Origin of the sequence: Mycobacterium sp. E136, from assembly GCF_001666865.1 — a bacterium.
Lineage (GTDB): Bacteria > Actinomycetota > Actinomycetes > Mycobacteriales > Mycobacteriaceae > Mycobacterium.
Map to the genome: position 1 here is coordinate 1 of NZ_LZJE01000362.1, position 12,693 is coordinate 12,693.

Sequence of the window (12,693 nt, forward strand, 5' to 3'; positions counted from 1 at the left end):
GCGCGACCGCTGGGCGCCTCCTCGGCTACGCGCGCAATCTCGGCGGCGTCGGCCTTGATCAGGGCATCGAGATCTGCCGACGGTTTCCGCGGATTGTCGCGCAGTGCCTCGACGAGCTGCGGAACCACCCCGCGAAGGTCGCCGACCAGCGGCACGTCGATCGGCCGGTTGACCCCGATGGCGGTCGGATCCTGTTCCACGAGAATCCATTTGCGATTCGCATCGCCGTCGTCCCAGTGTTGGGTGCGGCCGTAGTGCATGGGTTCGCCGAGCTCGGTGCCCAGCGCCAGGCACAGATCGGATTTCTCGACGGCCTCGTTGGCCGCCGGTGAGAACAGGTAGGGGAAGGTGCGGTCCTGAAGGCCGGGGATGAACGACGTGCCGCCCGATGTCTGGATCACCGGGCAGGCCATCAGCTCGGCGAGCTCCCTGACCTGCTCCTGGGTCCGCGAGGTGTGAACGGCGTGGCCCACCAACAGGATCGGGTTCTTCGCCGCCTTGATCAGCGCGACGGCTTCGGCGACCTCACGTTCGCCAGCGGTCTGATTGACGAGCCGATACCGGTGTGGCGGCAACGGATCCGGCACGTCGAGTTCTTCGAGGATCACGTGCGACGGATATTCGATGTAGCTGGGGCCCGGTGTGCCCGACATGGACTGGCGGATCGCTTCGCGGATGATCTCGTCGGTCTGGTCGGCGTATTCGATCGAGCTGCTGTACTTGACCGACGGCGCGAAAAGCTCCTCCTGCTGAACGAATTGGATGCGGCCGCGCCGGACCCGGCGTTCGGTGATGCGGGCGCGCTGGCCGCCGAGGAAGATGACGGGCGAGTTCTCCACCAGCGCACACTGAATCGCGCCCGCGATGTTGGCCATGCCGGGCCCGAGGGTGCCGATGCACAGACCCGGTGCGCCGGTCATGCGCGACGCCGCCTCGGCCATGAACCCGGCGCTCAGCTCGTGGTGCGGTGCGACGACCGACCATCCACGGGCATGGGCCTCGGTGAACATGTGCACGAAGTTCGGGTCGGGTATGCCGAACAGCGTGTTGACGCCCTCGGCCTCGAAGAGGTCGAGGATGCGCTTGTATACGGGTACTCCCACGGGGAACTCCTTGCCTTGTCTATAGATAGCGTTGTGTCAGTCGTTTGCGGTGTCCGGCCGGAGAGCCGAACAGTGAGCGGTTGAGGGTTGCGCGTTTCAGGTAGACGTGGATGCCGCTCTCCCACGTGTATCCGATGCCGCCGTGCAGTTGCATGGCCTTGCCCGCGATGTCGACGGCCGTGGAGCAGGCGTAGGACTTGGCCATGGCGACAGCAGCCCCGGCGTCTGGGGATTCTTCGGCGACGGCCCGGACAGCGGCACCGACGAGTTGGCGGGACACCGCGATGCCGACCTGCATATCGGCGCAGGCGTGTTTGACGGCCTGGAACGAGCCTATGGCCCTGCCGAATTGCTGACGCACCTTCACGTATCCGACGGTCGCGGCGAGCATGGCCTCGCTCAGCCCGAGGCTGTCGCAGGCGATCGCCGCGGCGGCCCGATCGTGTAACCGTTGCACGGCAACCGCGGGATCACCGGCGAACGGCAGGGTCTCGATGACTTCGGCGCCGGTCTCGACGGCGGCGAGGCGGCGCGTCTCGTCGACTACTGGCCGCGGTGTGGCCCCTTCCCCCGTCACCGCGACGCCGCGGTCCGTGACGATCAGGATTCGGTCGGCGCCCTCGGCGTCGGGCACGAAGTCATGCGGTTCCAGTGCGACGGCGACCCTGGTCGCGCCGCTGGCGATGTCGGCCAGCATTTCGTCGCGGGTTGTGCTGGGCTGCACCGCGTTCAGCGCGCCGACCGCGAGAACCGCGCTGCCGAGGAAGCTGGTCGCGCTGGCGGCACGGCCGATTTCCTCGCAGACCACCGCGGCTTCGGCGAACGACGCACCCGCTCCGCCGAACTGCTCGGGCACCTCGAGCCCGACCCAGCCGGTGTCCACCAGCGTGGACCACTCGACGCTGCGGTCCTTCGCGAGCAGATCGCCCGCGACGGAGCGCAGTTCGTCGTGGAACTCGGTGAAGTCGGCCATCAGACGGCACTCGGTTCTCGAGGCAGCCCGAGCCCGCGCTCGCCGATGATGGTGCGCTGGATCTCGCTTGCGCCGCCGGGAATCGTCCACTCCCACGACCCGATGAAGTCGAGCACCCAGGCGCCCGACTCCCACCCGCTCGACATGGGCTTGGCCAGTTCGGTGTGGGCGGTGAGCCCGCCGATTTCGGCGCCGAAGTCGGTCATGCGCTGCAGTAGTTCGCTGTAAAACAGCTTGACGATCGACGCGTCGGCGGGGCCGGCGGTCCCGCTCTCGTTGTCCTCGACCAGCTTTCGGCACAGTCCGCGCAGCCCGCTGATCTCGGCCTCGAACTGAGCCAGCCGGTCCGCGACTATCGGGTCGTTTACCGGCGCACTCTGGACCAGCCAGCGGAAGCCCGCGTTGCCCAGCCGCTCGGCGAGTTCCAGCATCGTCATGCCGCGCTCGGCGCCGAGGGTGGCCTGTGCGACGCGCCAGCCGTCGTTCTCCGCACCGATCAGGTTGGCGGCGGGAATCGACACGTCGTTGAGGAAGATCTCGCAGAAGTGGGAGTCGCCGATCGCATTGCGAATCGGCCGGACCTCGACGCCCGGGGTGGTCATGTCGAGCAGGAAATATGAAATGCCCTTGCGTTTCGGAGCATCCGGGTCAGTGCGGGCCAGCAGCAGGCACCAGTCGGCGTGCTTGCCGCCGCTCGCCCACAACTTCTGGCCGTTGACGATGTACGAGTCGCCCTCCTTGCGGGCGGTGGTGCGCAGGCTCGCCAGGTCGGACCCGGCCTCGGGTTCGGAGAATCCCTGCACCCAGATCTCGCCGTCGAGGATCGCGGGCAGGTGCCGTCGCCGCTGCTCGTCGGTGCCTGCGACCAACAGCGTCGAGGCGGCGTGATGGATGCCGACGAACGCGAGCACCAGTCGCGGGGCATCGTGGGCGGCCAGTTCCTGGTACAGCACCACCTGTTCGGCCACCGACATGCCGCCGCCCCATTCGGCGGGCCAATGCGGGACGGCGAAACCCGCGCCGTGCAGTTCGGCGAACCAGGCTTTCTGGAAGGCCACGAACCCTTCGTCGCTCGCACCGGTCTGGGTTCGGCGCCAGTCGGGGGGAATGTGTTCGACGCACCACTGCCGCACGTGGTGCCGAAACTGCTCGCGGTCCGCGCTCACAAGCGAACCGCCCTGGCGCGCAGGAGGTCCATGGCGCGTGCGACGGCCAGCCCGTCGTCGAAGGACGGGGTGATCTGTGTGCCGGTGCGCAAGGCGTCGGCGACGTGACCGAAGAACGTCGACAGCGCGGGCGGTGGTGAGCGCCGCGGCGGTGGAGCGAACTCGACGGTCTCGGGATCGCCACCTGTCCTGCGCACCACGAGCGTCGTGTCGGCTGCCAGCTCGACGGTGCCGTCGCTGCCGAGCAGCGTGACCGACGGGGCCGACGGTACGGCCGCAGCGAAGCCGGTGTCGTGAGTGGCCGTGCAGCCGTTCGCCATTGCGAACCACGCCGCATACGCGTCTTCCGCGGTGGCCGGCTCGGGCGATCCGTCGATGCGGGTGACTCCGCCGCAATCGGTGATCTCGCTGTCGAAGAGCCACCGGGTGAAGTCGATCAGATGGGAACCGTAGGCGCCGATCCATCCGCCGCCGAGGTCGCGGTCGTTGATCCAGCCGAACTTGCGGCCGCGCAGACCGCTTCCGAAGAACGTCCACTGCAGGTGTTTGGGTGTGCCGATCGTCCCGTCCGCGGCCAATTCCTTGAGCCGGGTCCACGATTCGTTGAACCGGAACTCGAAGTTGAGGAAGTGCGGCACGCCGGCGTCGCGGGCCCTGTCGCGCATCAGCGCCGCCTCGTCGGCGTTGCGCCCGAACGGTTTGTCGCACAACACCGCATGCCCGTGTTCGATCGCGCCGGTGACGTGCTCGAGGTGCAGGAACGGAGGCGAGTGCACCGAGACCAGGTCGACGTCCGAGGCCAGCGCGGCCTTGACCGCGGCTTCGTCGCGCGGGCTGACGACCTCGACATCGAAGCCGAGCCCGGCGTATGCGGGTGCCGCGGCGTGCTTGCCGAACCCGGTGCCGATCACCGCCACCTTCATGCGTACAACCCCGTCAGCCCTGCGCGTCCCGCCGCTCTCGTCAGCGCGTCGCGTGTCGCGGACAACCCGAGCGGCAGCCGGCGCAGCGGTTGGCTGTAGCGCGACAGCCACGGCAGCGTGGTCTCGTCGCAGAAACCGACCGCGCCGTGCAGCTGATGGCACACGCGGAACACGACTTCGGCGGCCTCGAGCGCCGACATCCGCAGGGCCAGCGCGTCGGTGAGCGCTTCGGGGCGCGCGGTGGCGATGCTCCACAGCGCGTACTTGGCGAGGATGTCGAGTCCGTTGCGCTCGACCTCGGCGTCGGTCAGCTGGAATTGCACACCCTGAAACGACGAGAGCGTCTGGCCGAACTGCTTACGCAGGCTGACGTGGGCGACCGTCAGCTCGATCGCCCGGTCCAGCATGCCGAGCAGCGTCCAGCAGGGCAGCACCAACCCGAGCGCGACGTCGGAGGCACCCTGCCCGTCGACGGCGGCCGTCTGCAGTTCGGAGACGAAGCCCGGGCCGGCGGGTCCGACGTCGGTCACCGTGCCGCGCGCGCCGTCGAGGGTCACTGTCGTCCAACGGTTTTCGAGCCCGGCCACCGCGCCCGCGGGTCGGGTACCCGACACCACGATCAGTCCGTCGGTGTCGAGATCTGTCGGGGCGGCCAGCCGTTCGGCGACCGGATAGGGCAGCGCCCAGTATCCGGCGCTGCGGCAGAGCGCGGCCCCTGCCTCCAGGCCGTCGGCGTCATTGCGCGCATCGAGTTCCCAGGCGCCGATCCCCGCGAGGCTAGGACCGACCAACGACTCGCGCGCCTCGGGTTTGGCCTCGGCGTGCTGGACGAGTTGATCTCCGCCCGCGGCCTCGAATGCCCGAAGCGCTTCGCGGCCGTACTCTTTCGCGTCGTCGGACAGGTCCAGGATCATCTCGCTCATTTCGCCGCCGACAACAGAGCCCGCGACAGAAGGATCCGCTGCATCTCGATGCTGCCCGACGAGACGGTCGAGGCCTGGGAGTACTTCCAGTGGTCCTCGACCTCACCGAGGAACCACGAGGCCTTCGGATCGTCGTGCGAAACCTCGGCCGCGATATCCATCAGGACTTCAGCGCTGTCCTGGTCCAGTTTGGTGACCGCGATCCGATATGCCGCGGCGTCGCCCGGTTGGATGCGGCCGCTGCTCTGCAGCGACACCACCCGGTAGGCCATCAGCCGGGCCCGCCGACAGTGCGTCAACATCCGGATCCATCGCCCGCGCAGTTCGGCGGGCAGATCATCCCACCGGTCGCCGAGAACCGCCGGCGCCGCGGCGAGCAACCGTTCGCAACGCGCATAACGGGCGATTCCGACGCGCTCGAAGGCCATCACGTCCTGCACCACGGCCCAGCCCTGGTCGACCGTCCCGAGCACGTCGGCCTCGGTGACGCGCAGGTCGTCGAAGAACACCTCGTTGAGGTGGTGCGGGCCCATCATGCACCTGATCGGGCGCACCTGGATGGCCGGATCGTCCATGGGCACAAGGAAGATCGTCAAACCCTGCTGCTTCTTCTCGCCCCGAGAGGTCCGCGCAAGCAGGAAACACCACTGCGCCATGGTGGCGTACGAAGTCCAGATCTTCTGCCCGCTGACCAGCCAGCCGTCGCCATCGCGCCGGGCGGCGGTCCGCAGTGAGGCGAGGTCGGATCCGGCCTCGGGTTCGGAGAAACCCTGACACCAGATCACTTCACCGCGCGCGATCGGCGGAAGGTGTTTGCGCTGCTGATCTTCGGTGCCGTGCCGCATGATGATCGGGCCGACCCAGTTGACGCCCATGTACTGCGCGCCGCGCGGTTCGTGGTGTGCCCACATTTCCTCGCGGACCACCGTCTGCTCCCACACCGACGCCCCGCCACCGCCGAACTCCTTGGGCCATGCCAGGCACAGCAGTTCGCGTTCGGCGAGCGTGCGGCAGAATCGTTGGGCGATCTCGAGGTCGTCGGGGTCGTCGGTGAAGGCCCCGAGATAGTCCTGCGGCACATGCTCTTTGACCAGAGCGCGCAGGTCGCCGCGCAGTTCCGCGGCCCTCTGCCCCATCTCGAAATCCATGTTCACCCCAGCTCCGAGGCGCCGACGCCGCGGTTCTTGACGAGTTCGGCCCCGTTTTCGACAGGAATTGCGGGCTCGACGGAGTCGACGAGGCCGAGTTCGGCGAGCACGTCATCGGTGTCGGCGCCCAGCGTCGGCGCCGGGCCTGCCACCTTGCCCGGGGTGCGGGAGAACCACGTCGGCACTCCGGGAAAGCGAACGGGTCCGTTGGCGGTCTCGACGGTCTCGAAGAGTCCGACCGCGTTGAGGTGTTCGTTCTCGAACAGGGCATCAGGAGTGTTGAGAGCGGCAGCGGGAATTTCGAGTTCTCGGAACAACTCCAGCCATTCAGCGGTGGTGCGCTCCGTCATCGTCTGGGCCAGCAGGCCGTACACCGTGTCGATGTTGTGCGCCCGTTGTTCGAGGGTGGCGTACGACTCGTTGTTCCACGCCGGGCTCACCGCGTTGATGAACGCGTTCCAATGCTTGTCGTTGTAGATCAGTGCGGCGATGTACCCGTCGCTGGTGCGGTACGGCCTGCGGTTCGGCGCCACCGTCCGCGGGTACACGGCGGGGCCCAGAGGGGGGTCGAACATGGCGCCGTTGGCATGTTCGACCAGCATGAAGGAGGCCATCGTCTCGAACATGGCGACCTCGACCTCTTGTCCCTCCCCGGTGCGCTCACGATGGAACAGCGCCATCGTCGTCGCATAGAGGGCGGTCAGGCCGGCCACCTTGTCGGCCATGATCGTGCCGACGAAATCGGCCTCACCGGTCAATTGTTGTTGTACCGCCGGCAATCCCGCTTCGGCCTGGATGGTGTCGTCGTAGGCGGGCCGGTCCCGGTCGGGCCCGCGACGGCCGTAGCCGTAACAGTTGGTGTACACGATCGCCGGATTGATGGCGGCGACGTCGTCATACCCGAAGCCCAGCTTGGCGACCGCCTTGGCCCGCATGGAATGGATGAACACGTCAGCCCGCTCGATGAGTCCCCGCATCGCGGCTTTTCCACGCTCGGTCTGCAGGTCGAGCACGACGCTGCGCTTACCGCGGTTGACGTTGACGAACACCCCGCTCATCCCCGATTCGGGACCGACGGAGATGAAGCGGGTGTTATCGCCTTGGGGTGGCTCGACTTTGATGACGTCGGCACCCATGTCCGCCATGATCTGTGTGCAGTACGGCCCCATCACCATCGCGGTGAGGTCGACGACACGCACGCCGGCCAGCGGCCCGCTAGGCATGGACCCCACCTTTCTGCGCCATTGCGAAGCTGTACCTGATGTGGTCGCCGTGCCCATCGGGGACCACCCGGAATACGACGGGTTCGGCGATGTCACGGATCTCTGCGATGTGCGCGCCGACCTCCTCGATCGACCACGACGGCCGGTAAACCCCTGGCGTCTCCGCGATCACGGCCCTGGCGATCCGGCCGGCCAACGCGATCAGCACTTCGCCGGTGATAGAACACGATTCGTGCGCCAGCCATCCCACCGCGGGGGCGACCAGTTCGGCGCCCATCGGCGGGTAGGCGGACGTGTCGATACCCGCGGCCATCCGGGTCACTGCGGCGGGCACGATCACGTTGCTCTTCACCCCGTGGGCGGCGCCTTCCATCGCCGCCACGTTGGACAGCCCGACAACGCCGGCCTTTGCGACCGCGTAATTGGCGACCTCGTGGTTGCCGTACAGGCCGCCGATCGACGACGTCAACACGATGCGTCCGTACCCGGCGTCGCACATCGCCGGAAACGCCGGTCGCACAACGTGAAACGCGCCGCGCAGGTGAACGTCGAGCACCGCTTCGAAGTCCTCGTACGTCATCTCGGCCAGAGGGGCACGGCGGACGATGCCGGCGTTGTGGATCAGAACGTCAATGCGTCCGTAGTGCTCGAGGGCGGCGTCGACGATCGCCTTGCCCCCGGCCGGGGTGGCCACGGAGTCGGTGTTCGCCACGGCTTGTCCGCCGGCGGCGGTGATCTCTCGCACGACTTCTTCGGCGGGGCCGGGTGTTTCGGATGGCGGATGAACGGGGTCGTAGTCGTCGCCGGCCAGGCTGCCGCCCGGATCGTTCACGACGACCTTGGCGCCGCGCTCCGCGAGGAGCATGGCGTATGAGCGGCCCAGTCCCCTGCCGCCGCCGGTGACGACCGCTACCCGGCCGTCGAAGCGCGACTCACCCATCCGCGTGCCTTCGATTTGTGTGCGAAACCGAGCGCTCAGCGCAACTGAACGCACACAAATCGCTACTTCTCGAGTGCCAGGCCACCGAGGTCACCCTTGTCGCGCCACTCCTTCAGCAGATCGCCGAACGCGTAGAAGCCGGGCCCGTAGGGTTCACCGAGGTGCGAGCGGATGCCCTCACCACCGCCACCACCTTCGTTGTTGTAGTAGCCCGGGGTGCAGGACGCGTCGAAAGCCGAGTTGTCGACGGCGGTTTCGCGGATGGCTTTACACCAGTCCTCCTGCGCCTCGGCCGTCGGCTCGACGACCGTCGCGCCGCGTTTCAGCGCCTCGGCGACGATGTAGGCGATGTGCTCGCCCTGCAGTTCGTAATTGGCCGCGATGTTGGCCGAGATGCCGACCTGGGTGAAGCCGGTGAAGAACTGGTTGGGGAAGCCGCGGCTCGTCATGCCGTGCAGGGTCTTGTAGCCGTCGTGCCAGTAGTCGTAGAGCGACAGGCCGTCACGGCCCTCGATCGCGTCGATCGAGTAGCGCCTGCTGATCTCCGTGGTGATCTCGAACCCGCTGGCGTAGATGATGCAGTCGACCTCGTACTCCTGGCCGTTGGCGACCAGGCCCTTCTCGGTGATCCGTTCCACCCCTTTGGATCCGGAGACGTCGACCAGCGTGACGTTCGGTCGGTTGAAGGTGGGCAGGTAGTCGTCGTTGGACAGCGGCCGCTTGCACAGGAACCGGTAGTACGGCTTGAGCGCCTCGGCGGTGTCGGGGTCGTCGACGATGTCGGCGATCCGGCGACGCAGCCGCTCCATGATCTTGTAGTCCTCTTCCTCGCGGATCGCCATGAACTGTTCCGGCGTCATCGAGGCGGGGTCCTCGAGCGAGAGCACCCGTGCCGCGGTGTTGCGGCCGAGTTCGGTCCAGAAGTCGCACACGAGGTCCGGCTGCCCCAGCGCCATGCCCTCGAACGTCCACGCGTGGAAGTTCCGCTGGCGCTCCTTCTGCCAACCGGGCCCCAGCGTCTTGACCCATTCCGGATCGGTGGGCGCGTTGTTCCGGACGTCGACGGTCGACGGCGTGCGCTGGAACACGTAGAGGTGCTGTGCGTCTCGGGCCAGGAACGGCACGACCTGAATGCTGGTCGCACCGGTGCCGATGATCGCGACGCGTTTGTCGGCGAGCTTGTCCATGCCGCCGGTGTAGTCCCCGCCGGTGTATTCGTAGTCCCACCGCGACGAGTGGAAACTGTGGCCCTTGAAGTCCTTCATGCCAGGGATGCCCGGGAGCTTGGGCCGATGGAACGGCCCGGAGGCCAGCACCACGAAACGTGCGCGGATGTCGTCACCGCGGTTGGTGGCCAGGCGCCACCGCTTGATCTCCTCGTCCCAGCGCATGTCCCGCACCTGGGTGGAGAAGATCGCCGAGTCGTAGAGGCCGAAGTGTTTGCCGATGCGCCTGCAGTGCTCGTAGATCTCGGGGCCGTCGGCGAACTTCTTGCTCGGAATGTAGTCGAGCTCTTCCAGAAGCGGTATGTAGCAATATGACTCGTTGTCACACTGGATGCCCGGATACCGGTTCCAGTACCAGACACCGCCGAAGTCCCCGCCCAGCTCGATGATCCGGACGTCCTCGACACCGGCCTTCTTCAGGTGCGCCGCCGAGAGCAGCCCGCCGAAGCCGCCACCGAGCACCGCGACGTCGATGTCCTCGACGATCGGGTCGCGCGGCGCCACGGGCGTGTACGGGTCCACCTCGTAGTAGCCGGCGAAGTCGTCGGACAATTCGACGTACTGCTTGGAGCCCTCGGGCCGAAGCCTTTTGGCGCGCTCCTGGGCGTACTTCTCCCGCAGCGCGTCGATGTCGATGTCGTCGGGCGTCTCGGTGGGCCCGCAGGTGTCGAACATTGTCATGGCTCAGAGTTCTTTCGGTTCGCCGGTGCCCATGTACTTGGACAACTGGTAATGGAGGTTCACGGTGCTGCGTTCGCGGTACGGGTTGGGTCTGGTGCCGGGGAAGCCGAGCGACTTCATGCCCTGCTGCACGGCGGCCATGTTCGAGAAGTCCTGGGGCAGCACCGACAGCCAGTTCGGGCTGTCCTTGGGTGTGTACTCCCAATGCGTCTGGGGCTCTTGGCCCTTCGGGAACAGCTCCAGGGTGGCCACCTCGAAGACGCACTTGTTCGGGTCGTAGCTCGGATGGGGCCGGGCGCCGTAGCACAGCGCCGTGGTCAGCCCCTGCCCGACTTGAAAATTTGGGAAGATCTGCCAGGCCGTGCCCGCTTGGCCGAGGATGTCGGGCGGAATGGTCGGCCAGACGACACCGCGGGCTTCGTCGTCGCGCCGCGCCGACGCCAGCCAGTGCTCGAGCACCTTGTCGGGGGGCGTCCCCTCGGGTAGTTCGTCGACCAGCCTCTTGGCGGCGTTCACCAGCGTCTCGGTGGTGGTCGCGTTGGTCTGCTCCCAGGTGTACATCTGCATCTCCGCGGTGGAGATGCGCGGGTCGTCGCCGGTACCGAGTCGGATCTTGGACTTGGTGGCCTCCATGTCCTTCGGTGCGTCGTACCCGATATTGCTGTGCCTGCCCTGCGCCTTGGCCCAGCCCTTGAACTCGCCGAACTTGTTGAACTCCGGATGGGTGGTGAACACGTGGTAGGTCTCGTTGAACGCCTCCAGCGCGACCTTCCAATTGCAGTCGAAATACAGCCATTTGCGCCACTTGTAGCGCATGTTCTCGAGTCCGAACGGGTCGAGGATCTTGGCCGCCGGGAACAGGTAGTCGGCCAGCGGTTCGCAGTCGGGGTCCATGTTGATGAACAGCCAGCCGCCCCAGGTGTCGACCTTGACCGGGACGAGGTGGGTGTTCTGCGGGGTGAGCGCGCCGTTCCAGTCGTCCTGTTCGCGGATGTGCGTGCAGGCGCCGTCGAGACCGTATGTCCAGCCGTGGAATCCGCAGACGAACGACTTGCGGGCGCGCCCGACGGCGTTCTTCTCGCCATCGGGTGTGTCGACGAGACGGCGGCCGCGGTGCATGCACACGTTGTGGTGGGCCAGAAACTCGTCGGGTCCGGTACGCACCACGATGATCGAGTCGTCGAGAATGTCGTAGGTCAGGTAGCTGCCGACCTCCGGAAGCTCCTCGACGCGTCCCACCTGCTGCCACACCTTGCGCCACAGCTTGTCCCGCTCGGCGCGCGCATAATCCTCGGAGACGTAGGCCTCGACAGGGATCGTCATCGGCTCGCAGAGTTCCTCTGGCGCTTCGATTCTGGGCTGTGTATCGGTCATCTCAACTCCTTAGAACCGACTGATCTCTGCGCGGAAGGTTTCGTCTTTCAAGAACAGCGACGTGTTGTCGGCGCCGAGGTGTGTCCACTTCAGGTTGAGCCCACCGTCGACGAGCAACGTCTGTCCGGTGATGTAGCTCGAGAGGTCCGACAGCAGGAACAGGATCGCGCCCGCCTGCTCTTCGGGGCGGCCGCGCCTACCCATCGCGATCGCCCGCCGATCCCGGTCGGGGTCGACGTCGACGTAGGTGCGCGATGCGGCGGTCTCGGTCACCCCCGGCGCCACCGCGTTGACGCGAATGTTGTCGAGCGCCAACTCGGCGGCCATGGTGCGCGTCATCGCGACCACGGCCGCCTTCGCTGTTCCGTACGCGATGTGGAACGGGGCGGTGTTCATCCCGCTGATCGACGACACCGAGACGATCGACCCGGGATTGCCGCCGGTACGGATCTCGGCCGCGACGGCCTGGCTCATGAAGAACGCGGTCTCGAGGTTGGCGGTGAACAACGCGCGCCAGTCCTCCCGCGTCACCCGGGTGGACGGCATCCAGGTCGAGGGCGCCGCGCCGCCCGCGATGTTCACCAACCCATACAGTTCGCCGTCGGTTCGACGGACCTGATCCATGACCGCGGCGATGCCGTCATCGGTGGAGGCGTCAGCAGAGACCGGAAGGACCGGCAGGCCCGCATCGACCAGAGGCCCGACGTGCTCGTCGAGGTTCTCCTTCGACCGACTGACGGCCACCACCGTGGCACCCGCCTCGGCGGCCATCCGGGCCACGGTGGTGCCGATCCCGCCACCGCCGGCACCCGATACCACCACGATGCGGCCGTCCAGCCTCAGAAGGTCGCCCATTGCTATTTGTCCGGACAACGAATACTGCTCTCCATGTTGCAGAACACTATTCCCCAGCGCGAATCGAGCCGTCAAGGGCCGCGTAGCTTCTTTCGCGGCCTATTGTCTGGACTAAGCAGGCTTGCTAACGTGCCAGGTCATGACGCGATCGGCGACGG

Annotated in this window: 11 protein-coding genes; all 11 read right to left on the bottom strand. The window is 66.8% G+C overall.

Annotated elements, in window-relative coordinates; translation table 11 throughout:
* On the bottom strand, positions 1–1,103 hold a 1,103-nt coding region (locus A5698_RS24805; RefSeq protein ID WP_197506885.1), incomplete at its 3' end, for a thiamine pyrophosphate-binding protein.
* A 19-nt stretch (positions 1,104–1,122) separates the two neighbouring features.
* On the bottom strand, positions 1,123–2,076 hold the full coding sequence (locus A5698_RS24810; protein ID WP_068302419.1) for an acyl-CoA dehydrogenase family protein: 954 nt from the start codon (positions 2,074–2,076) through the stop codon (positions 1,123–1,125).
* A complete protein-coding gene (locus A5698_RS24815; protein ID WP_068302421.1) occupies positions 2,076–3,242 on the bottom strand; it encodes an acyl-CoA dehydrogenase family protein in 1,167 nt (388 codons plus the stop codon). Before A5698_RS24815 ends, A5698_RS24810 begins: the two co-directional genes overlap by 1 nt.
* The gene (locus tag A5698_RS24820) at positions 3,239–4,165 is read right to left on the bottom strand and encodes a Gfo/Idh/MocA family protein (protein WP_068302423.1); all 927 of its coding nucleotides are present in this window, start codon (positions 4,163–4,165) and stop codon (positions 3,239–3,241) included. Before A5698_RS24820 ends, A5698_RS24815 begins: the two co-directional genes overlap by 4 nt.
* Positions 4,162–5,079: an acyl-CoA dehydrogenase family protein gene (locus A5698_RS24825; protein ID WP_068302441.1), complete on the bottom strand. Its 918-nt coding sequence runs from the start codon at positions 5,077–5,079 to the stop codon at positions 4,162–4,164. Before A5698_RS24825 ends, A5698_RS24820 begins: the two co-directional genes overlap by 4 nt.
* A gap of 5 nt (positions 5,080–5,084) precedes the next feature.
* A complete protein-coding gene (locus A5698_RS24830) occupies positions 5,085–6,236 on the bottom strand; it encodes an acyl-CoA dehydrogenase family protein (protein ID WP_068302426.1) in 1,152 nt (383 codons plus the stop codon).
* 2 nt (positions 6,237–6,238) lie between these two features.
* Positions 6,239–7,459 carry a CaiB/BaiF CoA transferase family protein gene (locus A5698_RS24835; protein WP_068302429.1) on the bottom strand — a complete coding sequence of 407 codons (1,221 nt, stop codon included), beginning with the start codon at positions 7,457–7,459 and terminating at the stop codon, positions 6,239–6,241.
* Entirely contained in the window at positions 7,452–8,399 is a 948-nt protein-coding gene (locus A5698_RS24840) for an SDR family NAD(P)-dependent oxidoreductase (RefSeq protein ID WP_068302432.1), read from the bottom strand. The genes A5698_RS24835 and A5698_RS24840 overlap by 8 nt, the downstream gene beginning before the upstream one ends.
* 62 nt (positions 8,400–8,461) lie before the next feature.
* Complete coding sequence (locus A5698_RS24845) at positions 8,462–10,306, bottom strand: flavin-containing monooxygenase (RefSeq protein WP_068302434.1); 1,845 nt, start codon at positions 10,304–10,306, stop codon at positions 8,462–8,464.
* A 3-nt stretch (positions 10,307–10,309) separates the two neighbouring features.
* Complete coding sequence (locus tag A5698_RS24850) at positions 10,310–11,680, bottom strand: aromatic ring-hydroxylating oxygenase subunit alpha (RefSeq protein WP_068302436.1); 1,371 nt, start codon at positions 11,678–11,680, stop codon at positions 10,310–10,312.
* A gap of 9 nt (positions 11,681–11,689) precedes the next feature.
* Entirely contained in the window at positions 11,690–12,535 is an 846-nt protein-coding gene (locus A5698_RS24855; RefSeq protein WP_068302439.1) for an SDR family NAD(P)-dependent oxidoreductase, read from the bottom strand.
* Positions 12,536–12,693 lie beyond the last annotated feature (158 nt).